The 23,385-nt window shown below is 71.9% G+C and carries 17 protein-coding genes; 16 read left to right on the top strand and 1 reads right to left on the bottom strand.

Going from position 1 to position 23,385, the window contains the following annotated elements; all coding sequences use genetic code 11:
• Positions 1-108: 108 nt before the first annotated feature.
• From ACFXGI_RS28070 to ACFXGI_RS28085, 4 genes are all read left to right on the top strand, one after another.
• Positions 109-678, top strand: coding sequence for a CGNR zinc finger domain-containing protein (locus ACFXGI_RS28070; RefSeq protein ID WP_384712316.1), 570 nt, complete (start codon positions 109-111; stop codon positions 676-678).
• Positions 679-804: 126 nt separating this feature from the next.
• Positions 805-3,111 carry a HelD family protein gene (locus ACFXGI_RS28075; protein WP_384712242.1) on the top strand — a complete coding sequence of 769 codons (2,307 nt, stop codon included), beginning with the start codon at positions 805-807 and terminating at the stop codon, positions 3,109-3,111.
• Between the two features lie 453 nt (positions 3,112-3,564).
• A complete protein-coding gene (locus tag ACFXGI_RS28080; protein WP_384712245.1) occupies positions 3,565-4,968 on the top strand; it encodes an NAD-dependent malic enzyme in 1,404 nt (467 codons plus the stop codon).
• 363 nt (positions 4,969-5,331) lie between these two features.
• Positions 5,332-5,613, top strand: coding sequence for an HU family DNA-binding protein (locus tag ACFXGI_RS28085; protein WP_030161324.1), 282 nt, complete (start codon positions 5,332-5,334; stop codon positions 5,611-5,613).
• Positions 5,614-5,895: 282 nt separating this feature from the next.
• On the opposite strand, the gene murA is transcribed toward ACFXGI_RS28085, so the two are convergent.
• Positions 5,896-7,239 carry a UDP-N-acetylglucosamine 1-carboxyvinyltransferase gene (gene murA / locus ACFXGI_RS28090; RefSeq protein ID WP_030866623.1) on the bottom strand — a complete coding sequence of 448 codons (1,344 nt, stop codon included), beginning with the start codon at positions 7,237-7,239 and terminating at the stop codon, positions 5,896-5,898.
• A gap of 263 nt (positions 7,240-7,502) precedes the next feature.
• Between murA and ACFXGI_RS28095 the strand changes: the two genes are divergently transcribed.
• The 12 genes from ACFXGI_RS28095 (at position 7,503) to ACFXGI_RS28150 (ending at position 23,343) form a co-directional block, all read left to right on the top strand.
• Positions 7,503-8,063 (top strand): YqgE/AlgH family protein, encoded by a 561-nt coding sequence (locus tag ACFXGI_RS28095; RefSeq protein ID WP_384712249.1) that lies wholly within the window; start codon positions 7,503-7,505, stop codon positions 8,061-8,063.
• A gap of 29 nt (positions 8,064-8,092) precedes the next feature.
• Positions 8,093-8,377 carry a DUF3039 domain-containing protein gene (locus ACFXGI_RS28100; protein WP_383567915.1) on the top strand — a complete coding sequence of 95 codons (285 nt, stop codon included), beginning with the start codon at positions 8,093-8,095 and terminating at the stop codon, positions 8,375-8,377.
• 199 nt (positions 8,378-8,576) lie between these two features.
• Complete coding sequence (locus tag ACFXGI_RS28105) at positions 8,577-10,253, top strand: beta-N-acetylhexosaminidase (protein ID WP_384712252.1); 1,677 nt, start codon at positions 8,577-8,579, stop codon at positions 10,251-10,253.
• A gap of 430 nt (positions 10,254-10,683) precedes the next feature.
• Positions 10,684-11,586 (top strand): FAD binding domain-containing protein, encoded by a 903-nt coding sequence (locus tag ACFXGI_RS28110; RefSeq protein WP_051805698.1) that lies wholly within the window; start codon positions 10,684-10,686, stop codon positions 11,584-11,586.
• A 14-nt stretch (positions 11,587-11,600) separates the two neighbouring features.
• A complete protein-coding gene (locus ACFXGI_RS28115) occupies positions 11,601-13,640 on the top strand; it encodes a 2Fe-2S iron-sulfur cluster-binding protein (protein WP_384712256.1) in 2,040 nt (679 codons plus the stop codon).
• Entirely contained in the window at positions 13,637-15,982 is a 2,346-nt protein-coding gene (locus tag ACFXGI_RS28120; protein ID WP_384712259.1) for a xanthine dehydrogenase family protein molybdopterin-binding subunit, read from the top strand. Before ACFXGI_RS28115 ends, ACFXGI_RS28120 begins: the two co-directional genes overlap by 4 nt.
• A gap of 168 nt (positions 15,983-16,150) precedes the next feature.
• Positions 16,151-16,666 (top strand): hypothetical protein, encoded by a 516-nt coding sequence (locus ACFXGI_RS28125; protein WP_384712262.1) that lies wholly within the window; start codon positions 16,151-16,153, stop codon positions 16,664-16,666.
• A complete protein-coding gene (locus ACFXGI_RS28130; protein ID WP_384712265.1) occupies positions 16,666-18,108 on the top strand; it encodes a WXG100 family type VII secretion target in 1,443 nt (480 codons plus the stop codon). The genes ACFXGI_RS28125 and ACFXGI_RS28130 overlap by 1 nt, the downstream gene beginning before the upstream one ends.
• A gap of 21 nt (positions 18,109-18,129) precedes the next feature.
• On the top strand, positions 18,130-19,299 hold the full coding sequence (gene mycP, locus ACFXGI_RS28135) for a type VII secretion-associated serine protease mycosin (RefSeq protein ID WP_384712268.1): 1,170 nt from the start codon (positions 18,130-18,132) through the stop codon (positions 19,297-19,299).
• Positions 19,300-19,308: 9 nt separating this feature from the next.
• Positions 19,309-20,568: a S8 family serine peptidase gene (locus ACFXGI_RS28140; RefSeq protein WP_384712271.1), complete on the top strand. Its 1,260-nt coding sequence runs from the start codon at positions 19,309-19,311 to the stop codon at positions 20,566-20,568.
• A 25-nt stretch (positions 20,569-20,593) separates the two neighbouring features.
• A complete protein-coding gene (locus ACFXGI_RS28145; protein ID WP_384712274.1) occupies positions 20,594-21,016 on the top strand; it encodes a hypothetical protein in 423 nt (140 codons plus the stop codon).
• 11 nt (positions 21,017-21,027) lie between these two features.
• Positions 21,028-23,343 carry a hypothetical protein gene (locus ACFXGI_RS28150; RefSeq protein WP_384712277.1) on the top strand — a complete coding sequence of 772 codons (2,316 nt, stop codon included), beginning with the start codon at positions 21,028-21,030 and terminating at the stop codon, positions 23,341-23,343.
• Positions 23,344-23,385: the final 42 nt, after the last annotated feature.

The raw sequence follows: 23,385 nt of genomic DNA on the forward strand, positions 1-23,385 counted from the left end.
TCTAGGGGGCGTCCCCCGGGGGAGCCCCCGTACGGGGGGTTCCGCATCGACCCGGCGCCCGGCACTCTGAGAAGCACGCGCACCCCTAGGCAAGAGGCGGTGACGGGCATGTGGTTCGACTCCGGGCGGGTGTGCCTGGACCTGGTGGCCACCTTCGCCGCCCCCGCGGGCGCCGAGGAGATCCAAGACGGCGACGAGCTGCGGTTGTGGCTGGCCGGAGCCGGACTCGTGCCCGACCGGACGCCGATCGCCCGGGTGGGCCCCGACTGGGTGGAGGCCTTCCGGGCGCTGCGCCGCGATGTGGGGAGCCTCGTACGGGCCGAGCTCGCCGGGGCCGGTCCCGACGAGGGCGCGCTGGCCCGGGTCAACGCGCTGGCCGCCGGTCCACCCCCGGGACTGTGTGCCGTACAGGACCAAGAGGGTCACCTCGTACGGGAGTTGTGCGGCGGTGTGGAATGCGGTGCGCTGCTCGCCGCCGTGGCCCGGGACGCCGTGGAACTGCTCACCGATCCCGGCGAACGGGACCTGCTGCGCTCCTGCGAAGGAGACGGCTGCACCCGCGTCTACCTGGACACTTCGCGCGGGCACCGGCGGCGCTGGTGTTCCAGCGAGCTGTGCGGCAACCGTGAGCGGGTCGCCCGGCACCGCCGCAGGGTGCTCGCGGCCCGTCCCGGGTAGGTATCGGGTGGCGACCGGACGGCGACCGGGCAGTGATCTTCGCCCGGTCACCGGAACGGGCGTGCGGACAGGGTGCAGCTTCGCGTACGGTTGACGGTCGCCCATGCACGTCAGAAGGGGGCCTTGGTGGCCGCGCAGAATGCCGCTGTCGACAGCACGGCGGATTCCGTCCGCGATCGGGAGATCGCGGTCGAGCAGACGCATCTGGACCAGGTGTACCGCCGCCTCGAGGAGAAGATCGACGAGGCCGAGTTCCTGATGAACGACGCGGCCAAACGCGGTCAGGTCGGTACGCCCGGCGCGCTCGCCGAACGCGACGCGCAGGTCTTCCGGGCGGGTATCCACCTGAACCGGCTGAACAACGAGTTCGAGGACTTCCTCTTCGGCCGGATCGATCTGGTCCTCGGCAAGGACGGGGAGCGCGGGCCCGACGGTGCGTACACCTCCGTCGCGCCGGCCGACGACGCGATCCGCGAGGACCTCACCGCCGACATCGCCGAGACGCTCCACATCGGGCGCATCGGCGTGCTCGACGCCGACTACGCGCCGCTGGTCATCGACTGGCGCGCGCCGGCCGCCGCGCCGTTCTACCGCTCCACGCCCAAGGACCCGGGCCGCGTCGTGCGGCGCCGCGTCATCCGCTCCAAGGGCCGCAAGGTGCTCGGCGTCGAGGACGACCTGATGCGCCCGGAGATCACCGCCTCCCTCGACGGCCGGGAGCTGCCCGCCATCGGCGACGGCGCCCTGATGGCCGCGCTCGGGCGGGCCCGTACGCACTCGATGCGGGACATCGTCTCCTCCATCCAGGCCGAGCAGGACATGGTGATCCGGGCCCCCGCCGCCTCGGTCGCCGAGGTCGCGGGCGGGCCCGGCACCGGCAAGACCGCCGTCGCCCTGCACCGCGCCGCCTACCTGCTCTACCAGGACCGGCGCCGCTACTCCGGCGGCATCCTGATCGTCTCGCCGACCCCGCTGCTCGTCGCGTACACCGAGGGCGTGCTGCCCTCGCTCGGCGAGGAGGGCCAGGTCGCCATCCGGGCGCTCGGCTCGCTGGTCGACGGCGCCGAGGCGACCACGTACGACGAACCGGCCGTGGCCCGTGTCAAGGGCTCCTCGCGCATGCGCAAGGTGCTCCACAAGGCCGTACGGGGCGCACTCGAACTCGGTGACGCCCCCGAGCGGCTGCGCGTCGTGGCCTTCGGGCGGCGCCAGGAGCTGGAGGCCGACGAGCTGAACCGGATCCGGCAGAACGTGCTCAGCGGCACCGCGCCCGTGAACCTGCTGCGCCCGCGCGCCCGCAAGCTGCTCCTCGACGCCCTGTACTCGAGATCCGGCGGGGCCGGCCGGCACAGCGATCCGGAGCTGGCGGCCGAGCTGCGCTCCGCGTTCGACGAGGACATCTCCACCGAGGACGCGTTCATCGACTTCCTCAATGCCTGGTGGCCCGAGCTGATCCCGCGCGCGGTGCTCGCCGCGATGGCCGACGAGCGCCGGCTCGGCCGCTGGTCGCGGCGGGTCCTGAACCCGCGCGAGACCCGCCAGCTGGCGCGCTCGCTGCGCCGGGTGGGCCCGGACGGCAAGGGTCCGCTGTCGGTGCACGACGTGGCGCTGCTGGACGAGCTCCAGCTGCTGCTCGGCGCCCCGGCACGGCCCAGGCGCAAGCGGCAGCTCGACCCGCTCGACCAGCTCAGCGGGCTGGAGGAGCTCATGCCGACCCGCGAGGAGACCCAGTGGGAGCGGGCGGAGCGGATCGCGGCGGAGCGCACCGAGTACGCGCACGTGATCGTCGACGAGGCGCAGGACCTGACGCCGATGCAGTGGCGGATGGTCGGCCGCCGGGGCCGGATGGGCACCTGGACGGTGGTCGGAGACCCGGCGCAGTCCTCGTGGACGGACCCGGAGGAGGCGGCCGCCGCGCGGGACGAGGCCCTGGGATCGCGGCCGCGCCGCCGGTTCACCCTCACGGTCAACTACCGCAACCCGGCGGAGGTCGCGGAGGTCGCGGCCCGGGTGCTGCGGCTGGCGATGCCGGGCATGGAACCGCCGACGGCGGTCCGCTCCACGGGGCTGGAGCCCCGCTTCACGGCCGCGGGCGGTGATCTGGGCGCCGCGGTCCGCGAGGAGACGCGCAGGCTGCTGGAGCAGGTCGACGGCACGGTCGGCGTGGTCGTGGCCATGGACCGGCGCGCGGAGGCCGCGGGCTGGCTGGCGGACCTGGGGGAGCGGGCGGTGGCGCTCGGCAGCCTGGAGGCCAAGGGGCTGGAGTACGACGCCACGGTGGTCGTCTCCCCGGCGGAGATCGCCGACGAGTCCCCGGCGGGCCTGCGGGTCCTGTACGTGGCCCTGACCCGCGCGACGCAGCAGCTGACGGTGGTCTCCGCCGGCCGCGACGAGCCCGACGCGGACGGGGTGCCGGCGCTGCTGAAGCCGTAGGGCCGCGCGGTCCGCGCCCGGTGGGAGCGCGTGGCACGGATGGCTCGCGGCCACACGCGTGGTGGGACGAGGTCAACCCCCTGGAGGGGGATCGCTTCCGGCGATCCTTTGTTAGCCTGGGTACGGCACCGACTCGATCCAAGCCCCCGGGCCCAACCTTCGTCGCTTAGAGCGACCACTTGCCGCGAGGCGAGCATGGCGGGTCGGTGTCATAGACGTTCATACAGGTCCGCGCTCCTCGGATACCGAGGGGCGCGGACCTTTTTCGTACGGGCCTACGCTTCCGCACGCCTGTTCTATCTCGCATGGTGGAAGTGTCTTTCCGAAATTTGTAGCTGGTTACCTTGTACTGGCTGGTAGGTGGGACGATCGGACAACAGGTCCTGCCGCACCTGCCGTGCAGTAGGGCCCTGTGTGTGTACAAAAAACCAGGGACAGAAGAGGAACACGGCCATGGCAACGGCGCCCAGCGTCTCGTACTCGATGACGGTCCGCCTGGAAGTGCCCGCGAGCGGAACCGCGGTCTCCCAGCTGACCACCGCCGTGGAGTCTTCCGGTGGGTCGGTCACCGGCCTCGACGTGACCGCCTCCGGTCACGAGAAGCTCCGTATCGACGTCACCATCGCCGCGACCTCCACCGCGCACGCCGACGAGATCGTCGGCAAGCTGCGCGGCATCGAGGGCGTCAGTCTCGGCAAGGTCTCCGACCGAACCTTCCTGATGCACCTCGGCGGCAAGATCGAGATGGCGTCCAAGCACCCCATCCGCAACCGTGACGACCTCTCGATGATCTACACCCCGGGCGTCGCCCGCGTGTGCATGGCCATCGCCGAGAACCCCGAGGACGCGCGCCGCCTCACCATCAAGCGCAACTCCGTCGCAGTCGTGACGGACGGCTCCGCCGTACTGGGCCTCGGCAACATCGGCCCGATGGCCGCGCTGCCCGTCATGGAGGGCAAGGCCGCCCTCTTCAAGCGCTTCGCGGGCATCGACGCCTGGCCGATCTGCCTCGACACCCAGGACTCCGACGAAATCGTCGCCATCGTCAAGGCCATCGCCCCGGGCTTCGCCGGCATCAATCTCGAGGACATCTCCGCGCCGCGCTGCTTCGAGATCGAGGCCCGGCTGCGCGAGGCCCTCGACATCCCCGTCTTCCACGACGACCAGCACGGCACCGCCATCGTCGTCCTCGCCGCCCTCACCAACGCACTTCGCGTGGTGGGCAAGGCAGTTGGCGACGTCAAGGTCGTCATGTCGGGCGCCGGCGCGGCCGGTACGGCCATCCTCAAGCTGCTCCTCGCGGCCGGCGTGAAGAACGCGGTCAGCGCCGACATCCACGGTGTCGTGCACGCGGGCCGCACCGACCTGGTCGACGCGGCCGTCGACTCCCCGCTGCGCTGGATCGCCGACAACACCAACCCCGAGGGCTACACCGGCACTCTGAAGGAGGCCGTGGTCGGCGCCGACGTGTTCATCGGCGTCTCCGCCCCCAACGTGCTGTCCGGCGAGGACGTCGCCGCCATGGCCGAGGGTGCGATCGTGTTCGCGCTCGCGAACCCGGACCCCGAGGTGGACCCGGCCGTCGCCCGCCAGACCGCCGCCGTCGTCGCCACCGGCCGCTCCGACTTCCCCAACCAGATCAACAACGTGCTGGTCTTCCCGGGTGTCTTCCGCGGTCTGCTGGACGCCCAGTCCCGCACGGTGAACACGGACATGATGCTGGCCGCCGCGACCGCGCTCGCGGACGTCGTCGGCGAGGACGAGCTCAACGCCAACTACATCATCCCGTCGGTGTTCAACGACAAGGTGGCCGGCGCGGTCGCCGGAGCCGTCCGCAAGGCCGCCTCGGCGATCTGACGCGGAATCGGCTGGAGCCGCGCCGGGTCCGGCCGCCGCTGTGACGGCCCTCACGGCTCGCCGTTCCCGGCGCGTCGCGAGATGCGGGCCCGGCGGGCCGCCTCTAGGGTTGCGGGGATGCCCGCGAGGTCCGCGGTCCGCATCCACCAAGTGCGGACGGAGCGTCACCGCGGCGTGACTGTGGCGCTTTTCGTGTGACCCTGGCGGGTGCCGGATTGGCTTTCCCGCCGCTGGTGGGGGCAGGATGCGTAACCGGGCGAGAGGGTCTGACGTTCAGACCCGGGTCCGGGGACTGTCCGAGGGCCCTGGCAGCATCGGCTTCGATCTCACGCCTCTAAGGCAAGTTGAACACGGGAGTACAACATGAACCGCAGTGAGCTGGTGGCCGCTCTGTCCGAGCGCGCCGAGGTGACCCGCAAGGACGCCGACGCCGTTCTGGCCGCGCTCGCCGAGACCGTCGGCGAGATTGTCGCCAAGGGCGACGAGAAGGTCACCATCCCCGGCTTCCTGACCTTCGAGCGCACCCACCGTGCCGCTCGCACCGCGCGCAACCCGCAGACCGGCGACCCCATCCAGATCCCGGCCGGCTTCAGCGTGAAGGTCTCCGCGGGCTCCAAGCTCAAGGAAGCCGCCAAGGGCAAGTAAGTCCTGCCCGTACCGGGGCCCGTACGGGCCTTCGGAGCGGCAGAGCAGTACGCAGTACTGGCGAAGGGCGGCCACCCCCGGGCGGGGAGGCCGCCCTTCGGCCTGTCCAGGGTCCTCGGCCGGCCTCGGTCGTCACGGGCCGGTGAGGGCCCCGTACGGCCGCACGGGCCCGGTGAGAGGGCCCCGTACGGCCGTTGGGCGGCCGTGTGCGGGCCGGTGAGCACATGCGAGAGCCCCCCGGGCCCTTGCGGGGCCCGGGGGGCTCTCGGTCGGCCGTACGGCTCAGACGAGGTCGCCGCCCGGGAGTTCGACCTTGGCTCCCAGCTCCACGAGCTTCTCCATGAAGTTCTCGTAGCCGCGGTTGATGAGGTCGATGCCGTGGACCCGCGAGGTGCCCTCGGCCGCCAGCGCCGCGATCAGGTACGAGAACCCGCCGCGCAGGTCGGGGATGACCAGGTCGGCGCCCTGCAGCTTCGTCGGGCCCGAGACGACCGCCGAGTGCAGGAAGTTGCGCTGCCCGAACCGGCAGGCACTGCCGCCCAGGCACTCCCGGTACAGCTGGATGTGTGCACCCATCTGGTTGAGCGCCGAGGTGAATCCCAGACGGGACTCGTAGACCGTCTCGTGGACGATCGAGAGGCCCGTGGCCTGGGTCAGGGCGACCACCAGCGGCTGCTGCCAGTCGGTCTGGAAACCGGGGTGCACGTCCGTCTCGAGCGCGATCGCGTTGAGCGGGCCGCCCGGGTGCCAGAAGCGGATGCCCTCGTCGTCGATCTCGAACGCGCCGCCGACGCGGCGGTACGTGTTCAGGAACGTCATCATCGAGCGCTGCTGCGCCCCGCGGACGTAGATGTTGCCGCCGGTCGCCAGCGCCGCGGAAGCCCAGGAGGCGGCCTCCAGGCGGTCCGGGAGCGCCTTGTGGTTGTAGCCGCCGAGGCGGTCGACACCGGTGATCCGGATCGTCCGGTCGGTGTCCATGGAGATGATGGCGCCCATCTTCTGCAGCACGCAGATGAGGTCCTCGATCTCCGGCTCCACCGCGGCGTTGCTCAGCTCGGTGACGCCCTCGGCCAGGACGGCCGTCAGCAGCACCTGTTCGGTCGAGCCGACCGAGGGGTAGGGCAGGCGGATCTTGCAGCCGCGGAGGCGCTGCGGGGCCTCCAGGTACTGGCCGCCCTCGCGCTTCTCGATCGTCGCGCCGAACTGGCGGAGCACGTCGAAGTGGAAGTCGATCGGCCGGCCGCCGATGTCGCAGCCGCCCAGGCCCGGGATGAAGGCGTGGCCGAGGCGGTGCAGCAGCGGGCCGCAGAAGAGGATCGGGATGCGCGAAGAGCCCGCGTGGGCGTCGATGTCCGCGACGTTCGCGCTCTCGACGTGCGTCGGGTCGAGCACCAGCTCGCCCGGCTCCTCGCCGGGGCGGACCGTCACCCCGTGCAGCTGGAGCAGCCCGCGGACGACACGCACGTCACGGATGTCGGGGACGTTGCGCAGCCGGCTGGGTCCGCTGCCGAGCAGAGCGGCGACCATGGCCTTGGGCACGAGGTTCTTCGCACCGCGGACACGGATCTCGCCCTCGAGCGGGGTGCCGCCGTGGACAAGCAGTACATCGTCACTGATGCCGGTCATGAATCTCGCGTTCCGGAGAGGGGTGGGCAGGGGGCCAGGGAAAAGGGTAAGGGCCACCACCCCCTTGTTCGTAAGGCCGACGTGGCCGTAGGACTGTCATGAATTCGGCACAACACCCTCCGTATCCATCGCATGGCGGAGTGTTGCGTTCCGCCCGCTTCGCCGGCACGCGCTCCTCCCTGCTGCCGTGCGCCCTGAGCTGCGAGCGATCGGAGGTGTCCGTCCGCTCCCCCTGGAAGGCGAATGTGCGAGATCATGTCGGCATGACCGAGGTGTCCTCCCTCACAGGGCGGCTGCTCGTGGCCACCCCAGCCCTCGCGGACCCGAACTTCGACCGCGCGGTGGTGCTCCTGCTCGACCACGACGAGCAGGGCTCGCTCGGCGTGGTCCTCAACCGGCCCACCCCCGTGGGGGTCGGCGACATCCTGCTGCCCTGGGCGACCCTGGCCGGCGATCCCGGGGTCGTCTTCCAGGGCGGGCCGGTGGGCCTGGACTCGGCCCTCGGCGTGGCGGTCATCCCCGGAGAGGAGGGGCCGCTCGGGTGGCGCCGCGTGTACGGGGCGATCGGGCTGGTCGACCTCGAGGCCCCGCCGGAGCTGCTGGCCGCGGCCCTCGGCTCGCTGCGGATCTTCGCCGGGTACTCGGGCTGGGGCCCGGGCCAGCTGGAGATCGAGCTCGGCGACGGCGCCTGGTACGTCGTGGAGTCGGAGCCCGGGGACGTGTCGTACCCGGATCCCGAAAGGCTGTGGCGGGCGGTGCTGCGCCGCCAGCGCAGCGAGCTCGCGATGGTCGCCACGTATCCCGACGACCCGTCGCTCAACTGAGCCGTGCACGGGTCGGTACCCTGGTTTTCATGAGCACTCTTGAGCCCGAGCGCGGGACTGGTACGGGGACCCTCGTAGAGCCGACGCCGCAGGTGTCCCACGGCGACGGCGACCACGAGCGCTTCGCCCACTACGTCCAGAAGGACAAGATCATGGAGAGCGCGCTCGGCGGGACCCCCGTCGTCGCGCTGTGCGGCAAGGTGTGGGTACCGGGCCGCGACCCGAAGAAGTACCCGGTCTGCCCCATGTGCAAGGAGATCTACGAGTCCATGGGTCCCGGCGGGGACAAGGACAAGGGCGGCAAGGACAACTAGGCCCGGTCCGTCGGGCCCCCTTTCCACGGGCCCGAGGTCCTCGGAAAGCCGTCGAAGGCCCCCGGACGCGCTCAGGCGCGTCCGGGGGCCTTTGCCGCGTCCGGGGGGAGGGCCTAGGGTCGGCCGCACAGACGCAGGGCGCCCTGTGAAACGAGCGTTGCGCATGCCGCAACGGCTGGACGGTGGAGGGGTCGAGGCCATGCCCGAGTTGATTCCGGAGCCCCGGTACGCGCGATTCGCCCGGGAGGGCGGCGACGGCGACGGCGACGGCGCCGACGCGTGCGTACTGGACGATCCGCTGCTCGACGCCGGCCCCGGCACCGAGGGCACCGCCCGGTGGCTGCGCCGGGAGCTCGGCGCAGCCACCGGCTGGGAGCTGCCCGCGCCGGCGCCGGGGCGGACGTACGGCGAGCGCGCGGTGATCCGGCTGGTGCTCCGCCCCGAGCTCGCGCGCAGCGTCGGCGCGGAGTCGTACGAGCTGCACGTCACGCGGCGGTGGGTGCTGCTGGAGGGCGCCGACCCGGCGGGCCTCTTCTACGCCGCGCAGACGCTGCGTCAGCTGCTCGGGCCCGGGGCCTACCGGCGCGCGCCCGCGAGCCCGGGCCGCGAGTGGCGGCTGCCGGTGGGAGGCGTCCAGGACGGCCCCCGGTTCGGGTGGCGCGGGATGATGCTCGACGTGGCCCGGCACTTCATGCCGAAGGAGGGGGTGCTGCGGTACGTCGACCTGCTCGCCGCGCACAAGCTCAACGTGCTGCACCTGCACCTGACGGACGACCAGGGCTGGCGGGTGGAGATCAAGCGGTACCCGCGGCTCACCGAGGTCGGCGCGTGGCGGCCGCGCAGCCGCCGGGGGCACCGGGCCTCGCCGCTGTGGAACGAGACCCCGCACGGTGGCTTCTACACGCAGGACGACATCCGCGAGATCGTCGCGTATGCCGCCGAGCGGCACGTGCGGGTGGTCCCGGAGATCGACGTACCGGGGCATTCGCAGGCCGCGATCGCCGCGTACCCGGAGCTCGGCAACACCGACGTCGTGGACACCGGCGCGCTGGAGGTGTGGGACGACTGGGGGATCAACGAGAACGTGCTCGCCCCGACCGAGGCCGTACTGCGCTTCTACGAGGGGGTCTTCGAGGAGCTGCTGGAGCTGTTCCCGGCGGAGGTCTCGCCGTTCGTGCACGTGGGCGGCGACGAGTGCCCCAAGGAGCAGTGGCGTGCCTCGGCGCTCGCGCAGGAGCGGATCCGGGAGCTGGGGGTGGACGGGGAGGACGGGCTGCAGTCCTGGTTCATCCGGCACTTCGACGGCTGGCTCGCGGAGCGCGGGCGTCGGCTGATCGGGTGGGACGAGATCCTGGAGGGCGGGCTCGCGCCGGGGGCCGCGGTCTCCTCGTGGCGCGGGTACGCGGGCGGGATCGCCGCCGCCGAGGCCGGTCACGACGTGGTGATGTGCCCCGAGCAGCAGGTGTACCTGGACCACCGTCAAGCGGGCGGCGCGGACGAGCCGATGCCGATCGGGTACGTGCGCTCGCTGGAGGACGTGTACCGCTTCGAGCCGGTGCCGCCGAAGCTTTCCGCGCAGGCGGCGTCCCACGTGCTGGGCGCGCAGGCCAACGTGTGGACCGAGGTGATGGAGAACCAGAGCCGCGTCGACTACCAGGTGTTCCCGCGGCTGGCGGCCTTCGCCGAGGTGGTGTGGTCGCGGCTGCCGGAGCCGGGCGAGCGGGACTACGCGGGCTTCGAGGCCCGGATGGGCGGGCACTACCGGCGGCTTGACGCCCTCGGCGTGGAGTACCGGCCGCCGGGCGGGCCGTTGCCGTGGCAGCGGCGGCCGGGGGTGCTCGGGCGTCCGATCGAGGGGGAGCCCCCGAACGTGTGACGCGGGCCGGGGCGCTGCTCGCGGGGCGGTGGGAGGGCGGCAGGGATCTGGCCGGAACCGTTCCGTGCTCTCCGCCGGTCCTGCGGCAGTCCTGCGGCGGTCGTCCGGCAGCCCTGCGGACCGATCGGTACCGATCGGAACGCTTCGGACTTCTGTGGAACTCCCGAGGGTTCCAGGACGTCCTTCGTTCTTGGGACGGTCTGGAACTCTTGCTCGATTTCGGGGGATTCGGCGGATCCGAGTTGATTAGGTCGATTCGGTGAATACGGGGAAAACCGGACATCCGGAAGCGTCAAGGGGCGCCCGCCGGACCCTCGCGCCGGGCGGCGGGGAAGATGTGCCAGAGTTGCCACGTCCCGGCGGTGAGGACGTACCGTACGGCGGACAGGCGTGAGCGCCGGGACCGGGACATCGGGAAGGGGCAGCTGGGTTGACCACGCACGCACCGCATGCACTGCATTCATCTCAGGGGCCGCAGGCGGCGCAGTCCGTGACGCTGCCGGCCTCGCTCGACGAGGCCGTGGCGGCACTCGCAGCCATGCCCGCCGCCGTGCCCGTCGCCGGCGGCACCGACCTCATGGCCTCCGTCAACGCCGGGCTGCTGCGGCCCGCCGCGCTCGTCGGCCTGGGCCGGATCAACGAGATCCGCGGCTGGCAGTACCAGGACGGGCACGCGCTGCTCGGCGCCGGGCTCACCCACGCGCGGATGGGACGGCCGGATTTCGCCGCTCTGATCCCCGCGCTGGCGGCGGCCGCGCGGGCCGCCGGGCCCCCGCAGATCCGTAACGCGGGCACCCTCGGCGGCAACATCGCCACCGCGGCGCCGACGGGCGACGCACTGCCCGTACTGGCCGCGCTGGAGGCCGTCCTCGTCATCCACGGCCCGGGCGGCTCGCGCCGGGAGATCCCGGTCTCGCACCTGCTGGCAGGCCGCGAGATGCTGCGGCCCGGTGAGCTGATCGGCTTCGTACGGGTGCCGCTGCTGCACGCGCCGCAGGTCTTCCTGAAGGCCACGGGGCGTACGGGCCCGGGGCGCGCGGTGGCGTCCGTGGGGCTCGTACTGGATCCGGCGCGCCGCGGTGTGCGCTGTGCGATCGGTGCCGTCGCGCCCATGCCGCTGCGGCCGCTGGAGGCCGAGCAGTGGGTGGCCTCGCTGATCGACTGGGACGGGGGGCGGACCCTGGCCCCCGAGGCGCTGGAGGCGTTCGGCGAGTACGTCGCCGCCGCCTGCGTCCCCGACCAGGGGGAGCCCGTGGCCCCCGGGGTACTGCATCTGCGGCGGACGGTAGCCGTGCTGGCACGGAGGGCCCTGGGGAGGGCGCTGAGCTCATGAGTGGGAACGAGAACGTGAGCGGAACGACGGAGGACGCGGGTCCCGCGGGCCACACCGGCACGAGCTGGGGCTGGGAGCCGGTCCCGCAGGGCGGCGAGTACGACTCCGACGCGACGGCCTTCGTGAAGCTGCCGCAGGACATGCTGGACGCGCTCGGCACCGGTGAGCCGCTCGCGGCGCCCGGCCACGGCTACGTGCCGCCGCCGATGATCGTGCCGCTGGGCTCCGCGAGCGCGGATCCGGCGGCCACGGGGACGTGGACGTTGCCCGCGCAGTGGCCGGAGGCGGGGGCGGCGGCTGCCTCCGCCCACGCGCCCGCACCCGCGCCCGCGCCGGTCGGGGGGCCGATTCCGGCCTCGATCCCGCTTCCGGCGTCGGTGGCGGCGGTGTTCGAGGGCGCGGGGCAGGATTCCGTTCGGGTCTCGGGCCGGACGGCCGGCCCGGCCGCGGGCCCCGCGCCGGCTTCGGCCGAGGGCGCGCACGATTCCGGTGCCACCGCCGAGTGGCGGTTCCCGGAGGCGGTCCAGGACTCCGAGCCCGTCACCACCGGCCAGTGGACCCTCCCGGAACTGCCCGAGGAGACCGACGGGTTCCACCACAGCGCCCCGGCGGCCGACTGGAGCCAGGCCCCGGCGACGCTGCCCGGCGGCGCGGCGGCCCCGTGGGCCACCCATCCCGGCTTCGAGGCCGCGGCGGCCTCGCTTCCGCTGGCGGACGCGGGCCCGGGTTCGGTCATGAGCTCGGGGGTGCTGCCCGAGGCGCGCCCCGACGCGGCGGACACCACCACCTCGGGCGCGGGCCTGCGGCGGCTCGGCGGACCCGGCGTCGGCGGCTCCGGGCGAGGCCCCCGCGTCCTGGGCGGGCCCGGCGTGGGCGCCCCCCTCCCGGAGGCGGCGGAGCCGGAGCCGGTCCGGCCGGCCCCGCACGACATCGAGGCCGCCCATGGCCCGGCGTCGGCCCCGGTCACGGTGGAACGGCCGCATCCGGGGGCGGAGGCCGCCGAGGTGGCGGCTCCTGCCCGCGTGGACGCGGAGCGGGTGCCGGAGCGCGAGGCGACGCCCGTCGCGGCCGCCGAGTACGTGCTGTCGGGCGGTCCCGGGGTCGGTGGCGGTGGCGGTGGCGGTGGCTTCGCGGAGCACGGGGACACCGACGGGCACGGGTTCACGGCATCCGGCCACGGCCGTGCCGGGGTGGAGCCCGGGACGGGCGGTGAGCACGGGTTCACGGCCGAGCCCGCCGCGGAGCCGGCCGGTACGGACGGGCGTGGGTTCGGGACCGACGGACGTGGGTTCGGGACGGACGGGCGTGGGTTCGGGGCGGGCGAAGGCACGGGTACGCCTGCGCCGGGTGCGGGCACCGCGGACATCGCCGGGGCGACGCCGGACGGGGGAACCCCCGAAGGTTTCCCGGCCGAGGTGGCGACGTACGAAGAAAACGCGACAGCCGAGGCCGTCGCCCATCACGAGCACCCGCTGGCTTCCTACGTCCTGCGCGTCAACGGCGCCGACCGGCCCGTCACCGGCGCGTGGATCGGCGAGTCCCTGCTCTACGTGCTGCGCGAGCGCCTCGGCCTCGCCGGCGCCAAGGACGGCTGCTCGCAGGGCGAGTGCGGGGCGTGCGCGGTGCAGGTCGACGGCCGGCTCGTCGCCTCCTGCCTGGTCCCGGCCGCGACCGCGGCGAGCAGCGAGGTGCGGACCGTGGAGGGGCTCGCCGCGGGCGGGGAACTCTCGGACGTGCAGCAGGCGTTGTGCAGGTCGGGTGCGGTGCAGTGCGGGTTCTGCGTGCCCGGCATGGCCATGACCATCCATGACCTGCTGGAGGGCAACCACGCCCCCAGCGAGCTGGAGACGCGGCAGGCCCTGTGCGGGAACCTGTGCCGCTGCTCCGGGTACAACGGCGTCATCGAGGCCGTGCGCGAGGTCGTCGCCGAGCGCGAGTCGTCGGCCGCGGCCGACGCGCCCGGGGCCGGGAGCGGCTCCAGTGCGGAGGCGCGTATTCCGCACCAGGCGCCGCCCGGCGAGGGCGGGATCCACCACAACGGAGGCATGGCGTGAGCGGGCACGACGCGGCCACGGCCACGACGACGGTATCGGTCTCCGCGGGCGCCTCGGCCGCCGCGCCGCCCGAGGCGGGCGAGCAGGAGGTGCCGCGCGGCATCGGGGCCTCCGTGCCCGCCGCCGACACGCGCGCCAAGAGCGAGGGCACTTTCCCCTACGCCGCCGACCTGTGGGCCGAGGGCCTCCTGTGGGCCGCCGTCCTGCGCTCCCCGCACGCCCACGCCCGCATCCTCTCCATCGACACCTCCGCGGCCGCCGCCATGCCCGGCGTGCGCGCCGTCGTCACCCACGCCGACGTCCCCGGCGCCACCACGCACGGCCGCCGCATCGCCGACCGGCCCGTCTTCGCCCACGACGTCGTACGCCACCACGGCGAGCCCATCGCCGCCGTCGCCGCCGACCACCCGGACACCGCCCGCCTCGCCGCCGCCGCGATCGCCGTCGAGTACGAGCTGCTCGACGCGGTGACGGACCCCGAGCAGTCATTCGGGGCCCCCGCCCTGCACCCCGACGGCAACCTGATCCGGCACATCCCGCTCCGCTACGGCGACCCGGAAGCCACCGGCGAGGTCGTCGTCGAGGGCCTGTACCGGATCGGCCGCCAGGACCCCGCGCCCATCGGCGCCGAGGCCGGGCTGGCCGTGCCGCGGCCCGACGGCGGCGTCGAGATCTACACCGCCTCCACCGACCCGCACCTGGACCGCGACCTGGCGGCCGCCTGCTTCGGCCTGGAACCCGACCGGGTGCGGGTCGTGGTGACCGGCGTCCCGGGCGCGACGGCCGACCGCGAGGACGCGGCCTTCCAACTGCCCCTCGGCCTCCTGGCCCTGCGCACCGGCTACCCGGTCAAGCTGGCCGCCACCCGCGAGGAGTCCTTCCTCGGCCACACCCACCGCCACCCGACGCTGCTGCGCTACCGCCACCACGCGGACGCGGAGGGCCGGCTGGTCAAGGTCGAGGCCCAGATCCTGATGGACGCGGGCGCGTACGCCGACTCGTCCTCCGAGTCCCTGGCGGCGGCGGTGGCGTTCGCGTGCGGCCCGTACGTGGTCCCGCACGCCTTCGTCGAGGGCTGGGCGGTCCGTACGAACAACCCGCCGTCCGGCCACGTACGGGGCGAGGGCGCGATGCAGGTCTGCGCCGCGTACGAGGGCCAGATGGACAAGCTCGCTGCCGCCCTCGGCATCGACGGCGCGGAGCTGCGCCTGCGCAACGTACTGGCGACGGGCGACCTGCTGCCCACGGGCCAGACGGTGACGTGCCCGGCACCGGTGGCAGAACTGCTGCGCGCGGTCCGGGACTTCGAGCTGCCCTCCCTCCCGAAGGACACCCCGGAGGAGGAGTGGCTGCTGCCGGGCGGCCCGGAGGGCGCGGGCGAGCCGGGCGCGGTGCGGCGCGGGGTCGGATACGGCGTGGGCATGGTCCACATGCTCGGCGCGGAGGGCACCGACGAGGTCTCGACGGCGACGGTCAAGGTCGTCGACGGGGTGGCGACGGTGATCTGCGCCGCCGTCGACACCGGCCAGGGCTTCTCCACGCTCGCCCGCCAGATCGTCCAGGAGATCCTGGGCGTGGACGAGGTGGTGACGGCCCCGGTCGACACGGACCAGCCGCCGGCGGGCCCGGCCGCGCACGGCCGCCACACGTGGGTCTCGGGTGGCGCGGTGGAGCGCGCGGCGAAGATGGTCCGCACCCAGCTCCTCCAGCCGATGGCCCACAAGCTGGGCATGTCGACGGAGCTCCTCCAGATCCAGGGCGGCCGGATCACGTCCTACGACGGCGCGTTCTCGACGACGGTCGCGGAGGCGATGGCGGGCAAGGAACTCTGGGCGACGGCCCAGTGCCGCCCCCACCCGACGGAGCCCCTGGACGGCGACGGCCAGGGCGACGCGTTCGTGGGCCTCGCGTTCTGCGCGATCCGCGCGGTGGTCGACGTGGACATCGAGCTCGGCTCGGTGCGGGTGGTCGAACTGGCGGTCGCCCAGGACGTGGGCCGCATCCTCAACCCCCGCCAGCTGGAGGCCCGTATCGAAGCGGGCGTCACGCAGGGCGTGGGCGCGGCGCTGAGCGAGAACCTCCGCTCGGTGTCGGGCTTGGTCCGCCACCCCGACCTGACGGGCTACGCGCTGCCGACGTCGCTGGACGCGCCGGTGGTCCGGATCGTCAAACTGGTCGAAGAGCGTGACGTGGTGGCCCCGTTCGGGGCGAAGGCGGCGAGCGCGATCCCTGTGGTGACGGCCCCGGCGGCGGTAGCCTCGGCGGTACGCGCGGCCACGGGCCGCCCGGTGAACAGGCTCCCGATCCGGCCGTCGGCGGCGGTCGCGACGCCCAACTCGTGACCGTGTGACCCGCATTGCACGTGCAACCCCGAGGTTGGGACTGTCGGTACCGGTCGCTAGAGTGATCGGGAAGACGTATTACGTGCGCGATTGAACGGGTGCGAACGGGGAGGGGCCGCGGCGGCAACGCCGCGACCCCGGGGATTACGGGGAGTCGGGGAGGCCATCGTGGCAGAGCAGGCACCGGACGGGCTCGGGGGGCTGGGCGGCCTCAGCACGGGCCTGGCGGACGCGATCATGACGCAGGCGAGGGCGCTCGAGGTCGAGTTCGAGTCGATGAAGGACTTCAAGAACCGGGTCGACGACCTCCTGGGCAAGCTGGACGGCTCCCAGGCGGACAACAGGAAGCTGGCCCACGGCACGCTGCCCGATGGGGCGTTGGGTCACGGCTTCGGAGAGGCGGAAGCCCTCCACAAGACGTACTCGACGGTGCACACGCAGCTGCAGAACCTGTCGAAGGGCCTGGCGGGGCAGATCGAGGCCCTGGGTATCGCGATCCTGACGGCGGGCAAGGGCTACGGCGGGGTCGACGCGGAGACGGAGGCGCGGATGCGCGCCATCATCGCCCAGGCGAAGAAGGACTACGTTGCTGACCGCGACCCGCTGGTGAAGGAGAAGGAAAAGGAGAAGGCCGCGCAGCCGTCTCCGACGGGCGAGCGCAAGGACGGGAGGAGCAAGCTCTGATGGCGACGAACTTCGAGGGCTACACGCACCAGCAGCTGCTTGCCATGATCGCTTCGCTTGATGCGGAGACGGTCAAGACCCGCGGCACGCAGCTGACGGAGGCGGCCAAGACGATCAAGGAGATCGGCGAGAGCCTCAAGAAGCACCGCGTGAAGGGCTGGGAGGGCGAGGCTGCCACGGCCTTCGAGAGCTGGATCGGCCAGACGGGCAGCGCGACGCTGCGGCTGGGCGACTACAGCGAGGCCGGCGGCAAGTGGATGACCGAGGCCGCGCAGACCATGGTCGAGGTCAAGAAGAACATGCCGGCGTACGACGCGGACGCCGCGGCCAACCTCAAGGCGGCCCATGACTTCCACAACGACCCGGACTCCCAGAAGATGGGCCAGGAGGCCCACGCGAAGCTGAACGGCGACCACCAGAAGGCGGTCGACGCCCTGACGAAGCTGGCCGGCTCGTACGACCAGTCGACGACGCAGATGGGCAAGGCGGAAATCCCGACGTTCCCGCTGCCGCCGGGGGATTTTCTCCCGCCATCGGCGGTCGGCGATGACACCTACATTGCGCGTGACAGCGGCAGTTCTGTTGGGCCTTCCGGCTCGGGCGCTTCCTCCCCACCGCGTGGGGGCGGCTCGAGCGATCCGGGCTGGGTGTCTGGTCATCAGCCGGACACCACCCTTCCATCGCCGACCGGGCCCACAACACCAGTGCCAAGGCTTCCGGATCAGGACGTCAACGTGGACCTCAACCACGTTTCGACGCTTCCCGACAAGACCACCCTGCCTCCGGTCACGGGACTGCCTACTGTTCCCGGGCCGAGTCCGACCACTGGCGGCACCCCTCCGGTCTTCACACCCCCTGTCGCCCTCCCGCCCATCGGTACGCCGAGCCCGGCCGGCGGCGGACCCGGCGGTAAGTTCCAGGTCACGACGCCTCCCCTCGGCAAGGCCGGTGGCACTGGCGGCCTGCTGCCGCGCGACACGGGAATCGTGGGCGGTCGGCCGGTGACTACCAATGGACCAAGTGCTGGCATCCCACGTGGCACGGTCATCGGCCAGGAAGGCGGCGGCCAGCAGGGACTCGGCCGTGGGATGGGCGGCGGAATGCATCCCGGCGTGGGCGGCCCCCACGGCGGCGGCCCGGGTGGTTCCGCGATGGGTCGTCGGCTCGCCATGGAGCCCGGCGGTGTCGTCGGCGGCCGCCAGTCCGCCCCAATCGGTCGTCCGACCGCGGGAGGCCAGCCGTTCACGCAGGGCGGCTCGGGGCTCGTACGCAATGGCTCCGGGGCCGGTTCGGCCCGCGGGGCCATGGGGCACGCGGGTGCGGGCGTCCACGCCCCTGGCGACCGGCGTGACCAGCAGGGTGGCGAGCGCCCCGACTACCTGGCCGAAGATGAAGAGACCTGGCAGAGCAACGACCGCGTTGTTCCGCCGGTGATCGACTGAATAGAACGGACGTTGTACGGGATGCGCATGCGTAAGGCGACCGCGGCCCTGGTCGGCCTCCTGCTGGCCGGGGTCGCCGCGACCCCGGCCCACGCGGAGACGGTCCGGTCCAAGCAGTGGCATCTCGACGCCATGAAGGCCGATGACATCTGGAAGATCAGCACGGGTAAGGGCGTCACCGTCGCTGTTATCGACACAGGTGTTGCTCGAATCCCTGAGCTTGAGGGCCAGGTTCTCGCCGGTAAGAACTTCGCCCCCGAAAGCATCGCGGGTGACGAACGGACTGATTACGACAATCACGGCACGACCATGGCTGCGATTATCGCGGGAAACGGGAAAGGTCCAGGTGGGGTCGCGAGCGCCTTCGGCTTGGCGCCGGATGTGAAGATCTTGCCCCTCAGGGTCGACCTTCATGGGAATGGAATTTCCAAAGACAAGACCCTGGTCAATGCCATCCGGTACGCTGCGGATTCGGATGCCAAGGTGCTCAACATCTCGCTGATCGGATGGCCGGATTCCAAGGAGCTTGCGGATGCTGTCAAGTATGCGCTGGGTAAAGGGAAGCTGATTTTTGCAGGGATCGGAAACGATAGTAGTGATGCGGTCTATTACCCAGCAGCTACGCCTGGTGTCGTAGGCGTTTCTGCCGTCGATTCTGATGGGGTTGCGACTAGCGAATCTCAGCACAATGCGTTTGTGGACTTGTCCGCCCCCGGCATCAACATCGTCACCGGATGTAACGGCGGCACAGGTCTCTGCAACAGCCACGGCACGAGTGACGCGACCGCCCTCACATCCGCCTCCGCCGCGCTGCTCTGGTCCCTCCACCCCGACTGGACCAACAACCAGGTACTCCGGGTCCTGCTGAACACGGCGGGCAAGCCCGATGGCGTTCCGCGGAACGACTACGTCGGCTACGGCGCGGTGCGGCCTCGGATCGCCGTGCCTACGCCCGGTGACCCCGGCCCCGCCGATGTGTATCCGCTTCCTGACCTCGCTGCGGCGGACGCGAAGAACGCGCCCTCCCCGTCGGCCGACGGCAAGAAGCCCGAGTCCGGCGCGCCCCAGGCGCCGGCAGAGGCCAAGAAGGATGGCGGAAGTCCCGTCCTCTGGATCGGGCTCGGGCTCGGGGCCTGCGTGCTCATCGGCGGAGCCGTGACGGCCGTCGTCGTGCGGCGCAGGAACGCCTGACGGCGGTCCGTGCGGCCGCGTCGGACGACCTCGGCCCTGGTCGGCCTCCTGCTGGCCGGGGTCGCCGCGGCCCCGGCCGCCCACGCCCACACGGCTCGGCCGGAGCAGTGGCATCTCGATGCCATGAAGGCCCGGGACATCTGGAGACTCGGTACCGGCCAAGGCGTCACCGTCGCCGTCATCGACACCGGCGTCGCCAGGATCCCCGAGCTCGACGGCCAAGTGGTTCGGGGCAAGGACTTCTCCCACGGTTACGAGGGCGACGAACGCACCGACTACGGCGATCACGGCACCGGCATCGCCGCCCTGATCGCCGGCACGGGCAAGCGTCCGTCAGGCGGCGGCGGGGCGTTCGGGCTGGCCCCCGGGGCCAAGATTCTTCCGCTCCGGGTCTCCGAGGGCGGCGGGAACCTCCGCCTCCATCAGTCGATCGCCGAGGCGATCCGCTTCGCCGCGGACTCGGAAGCCAAGGTCTTGAACATCTCCTTCGGCGGACCGGGCAGGAGCGCGGAACTCGACGCCGCCGTCCGGTACGCCCTGGACCACGGCAAGCTCGTCTTCTCCTCCGTCGGCAACGACGGGGACGGGCCCAACGAGGTCATGTACCCCTCGGGTGCACCCGGAGTGGTCGGCGTCTCCGCCGTCGACCCGGGCGGCGCCGCGACCCAGGAGTCCCAGCACGGCCCTCAGGTGGACCTGTCAGCCCCCGGTGTCGACATCGCCACCGGCTGCGCCGATGAATCCGAGTCCGGGGCCGAGTCCGACTCCGAGGCCGAGTCGGACCCCGACATCGACCCCGACCCCGACCCCGACCCCGGCCCCGGTCTCTGCGTCAGCCACGGCACCAGCGACGCCACCGCCCTCGTCTCCGCCTCCGCCGCCCTGCTCTGGTCCGCCCACCCCGACTGGACCGGTAACCAGATACTCCGCGTCCTGCTGAACACGGCTGAAAGGCCGGACCCCGTCCACGGCGTCCGGCGCAACGACCGTCTCGGCTACGGAGTGGTCAGCCCCGTCAAAGCGCTGACCACCCCCGGTGACCCCGGCCCCGCGGATATCCACCCGCTCCCCGACCTCGCCGCGGCCGACGGGCTACCATCTCCAGCCCCGGGCCGGTCCGGACCCGTACCGGCCCCGGTACCCGCGTCGCACGTACAGAACACGACGGGCAACGACAGGCTCCTTCCCTGGGTCGTCCTCGGGATGGGAGCCTGCCTGATCGTGGCCGGGGCCGTAACCACATGCACACATCAGCGTGTTAGAGGCTGATGTGACACAAGGAGGAAAGCACGCGATGTCGTTCGACGAGGAATGGTCGGCGGCGCGCGCCACGGCCACTGCCAACGTCTCCATGCGGCTCAACCACGTACCGGTCGAGCCCGGTGGCGGTGGCGGCGGGGACCTGGAGCTCAACCAGGACCACATCGGCGCCATCGGCACCGAGGCGTACAAGCTGCACTCGCGCCTCCAGACGGACGGCAAGCACGCCGCCACCGCCACCGGCGAGGCCGCCGGAGCGCTCACGAAGGAGGGCTTCGCCAGCGGCGCGGCGCTGCTGAAGCTCAACACCACGTGGGAGAGCCAGGTGAAGACCCTCGTGGCCGCCTGCGCGAACATCTCGAACGGCCTGAACTACTCGGTCAAGTCCCACGCCATGGACGAGCAGCAGCTGCACGCCGACTTCACCACGTCCGCGATCGACAAGTACCTCAAGTAGGCGGCGCTCCCATGCTGACGTACGAGAACGTGATGAACGCACCCCTGGACAAGCTCCAGACGGCGGTCACGGACTGGAAGGCCATGGCCGACAAGCTGGACGAGATGGCCGAGGCCGCTCGCAACGGCATGAAGGCCAAGGCTGACAAGGCCGAGTGGAGCGGGGTCACCGCGGGCGTCGGGCGGGCGTTCGTCGACAAGACGGCCAAGGAGTTCGAGGACGCGGCCAAGGAGGCCAAGGGCGTCCACCAGCTCCTCAGCGACGGCCACACCACCCTCAAGACGGCCCGGGACGCACTCAAGAAGGCCGCCGACGAGGAGGTCCCGGCCGCCGGGTTCCGCGTGGACGCGGCCGGCAAGGTCTCGATCGTTCCGATGGACGCGAAGACCGAGTACGCGGCCCGGCACGACCCGGACTACCCCGAGTTCAGGCGCAAGCAGGAGGAGAACCGCAAAGCCTGGCAGGCGAGGGTGGACCGGCTCGTCGAGGACTGTGCGGACGCCGACGACTCCCTGGTCCGCGCACTGCGCGCGAACGTCCCGGACGACCACGACTTCACCGCGCCGAAGTACACCACCCTGGACGGCGAACAGGCCGACCGGGCGGCCGAGCTGATGAAGAAGCTCAGCAAGGAGCAGGGCAGCGTGGCCCGCAACCCCGAGGCCTTGCGCGAGCTGGAGGACCTGCTCGACGACAACCGCGGCGAGGCCGACTTCTCGACGGACTTCTACCGCAAGCTCGGCCCCGACGGCACGCTCGAGGCGTACGCGAAGCTGTCCATCGACGCCTCGACCCTGGGCGAGGCCGGCAAGGACCGCCTGGCGATGGTCGGCAACATCCAGAACGACATGGGCGCGATGCTGGGGCTCGCCACGCAGAAGGGCTCGCCGCACCATCTGGACGCGGCGTGGACGACCGGTCTGATGAAGGCCGGCCGCAAGGAGATGCAGGTCACCGGAGATCTGACCAGCAAGATCTACGGTTACCAGGCGCTGGGCGCGCTGCTCCACGAGGGCAAGTACGACAAGGACTTCCTGACCTCGGTCGGCCGGGACATGGTCGCGTTCGACCGCGAGAACCCGAAGGCCTGGGAGCACGGCGCTCCGTACGACCCGAAGACGGTGCTCAGCCAGGGCAAGGACGGCAGCCGCGGCTTCTACCCGCTGACGGGCCTGATGGACGCGATGGCCCACAACCCGGACGCGGCGACGGCCTTCTTCAACGAGCCGGTCCGCCAGGACAGCAACGGCGACGGCATCGTCACGACGGCCGACAAGGTCGTGGCAGGCCAGCACGGCAAGGCTCAGGGCATGGTCGACTACATGCTCGACAAGGAGTCGTGGGCCGACGCCTTCGACCGGACGCCCAGCCACCCCTACGGCGAAGCGGGCCCGGCCCAGGAGGCCCTCGGCGGCGCCCTCGAAGCGGCCGTCTCGGGCCGCGTACCGGGCGACGAGGACGCGAAGCCCGTCCCCCACACCAAGGACATGACGTCGATCATGGAACGCGTCGTCGAGAAGATCGGCGACGACCCGTCCCTGGTGGCGCAGGACCCGGACGACGAGGACAAGAAGCCGAGGCTGGGCGCCATGGCGGGGCACTTCGGCAACATGGCGGCGGAATACATCCCAGACCTCCAGGCGTCCGCCGAGAACGGCGGGAACCAGATCAAGGTCACGGGGGACATGGCCGAGTTCAACAAGGCGACGATGTCCCGGTTCCTCGGGGCGGTCGGCCAGGATCCGGGCGCCTACGGTGCCATCACGAACGCCAACCAGGCGTTCACAGGGGTCCTCATCACCGACGTGGTCCAGCATCGCGGCGACAACGACCTCCTGGACGCGGCCGTGGAGAACGCCGTGCAGCCCGGTGGCCAGATCGCGGGCATGCTGACGGAAGCGCGCGCCCAGAACATGCACGCCGAGACCGCCCACACGAACGAGGAGTACGTGAAGGGCGTGGAGGACGGCGCCAAGTGGATCAACCGCGGTGTTTCGGCCGTCGGTGGCAAGTACCTCGAAATGGTGCCGGTCGCTGGTGACGTCGTGGAATGGGTCCAGGAGGACGTCACCGAGATCTTCGTCGAGGACGCCAAGGAGAAGGGCAAGGAGAGGACCGGCAACACCGAAGCGGCTGTGTCGAAGATGTACGCGGATGCCGAAGGCCACACGAGCGATGCGGCCAGGAGAGCCGTGCTGCACGCGGCTGCCGGCTCGGGTCTGTCCGAGAAGGAGATCGACACCCTCGCGGGTGTGGCGTCCAAGGAATCGGCCGTCGGCCATTCGGTCGGCCGTGACTTGGTGGACAGCTCGAAGGGGACATCCTGATGTCCGTGTACGTTCGGCTGACCGAGGACGACCAGGAGTTCC

This window comes from Streptomyces sp. NPDC059355 (assembly GCF_042752335.1).
GTDB lineage: Bacteria > Actinomycetota > Actinomycetes > Streptomycetales > Streptomycetaceae > Streptomyces.

Excerpts from the sequence above, each read along its gene's own strand:
- ACFXGI_RS28100 (WP_383567915.1), top strand. The coding sequence starts at position 8,093 with ATGAGCACTCTTGAGCCCGAGCGCGGGACTGGTACGGGGACCCTCGTA.
- ACFXGI_RS28070 (WP_384712316.1), top strand. The coding sequence starts at position 109 with ATGTGGTTCGACTCCGGGCGGGTGTGCCTGGACCTGGTGGCCACCTTC.
- ACFXGI_RS28080 (WP_384712245.1), top strand. The coding sequence starts at position 3,565 with ATGGCAACGGCGCCCAGCGTCTCGTACTCGATGACGGTCCGCCTGGAA.
- ACFXGI_RS28105 (WP_384712252.1), top strand. The coding sequence starts at position 8,577 with ATGCCCGAGTTGATTCCGGAGCCCCGGTACGCGCGATTCGCCCGGGAG.
- ACFXGI_RS28095 (WP_384712249.1), top strand. The coding sequence starts at position 7,503 with ATGACCGAGGTGTCCTCCCTCACAGGGCGGCTGCTCGTGGCCACCCCA.
- murA (WP_030866623.1), bottom strand. The coding sequence starts at position 7,239 with ATGACCGGCATCAGTGACGATGTACTGCTTGTCCACGGCGGCACCCCG.
- ACFXGI_RS28145 (WP_384712274.1), top strand. The coding sequence starts at position 20,594 with ATGTCGTTCGACGAGGAATGGTCGGCGGCGCGCGCCACGGCCACTGCC.
- mycP (WP_384712268.1), top strand. The coding sequence starts at position 18,130 with ATGCGCATGCGTAAGGCGACCGCGGCCCTGGTCGGCCTCCTGCTGGCC.
- ACFXGI_RS28130 (WP_384712265.1), top strand. The coding sequence starts at position 16,666 with ATGGCGACGAACTTCGAGGGCTACACGCACCAGCAGCTGCTTGCCATG.
- ACFXGI_RS28150 (WP_384712277.1), top strand. The coding sequence starts at position 21,028 with ATGCTGACGTACGAGAACGTGATGAACGCACCCCTGGACAAGCTCCAG.
- ACFXGI_RS28085 (WP_030161324.1), top strand. The coding sequence starts at position 5,332 with ATGAACCGCAGTGAGCTGGTGGCCGCTCTGTCCGAGCGCGCCGAGGTG.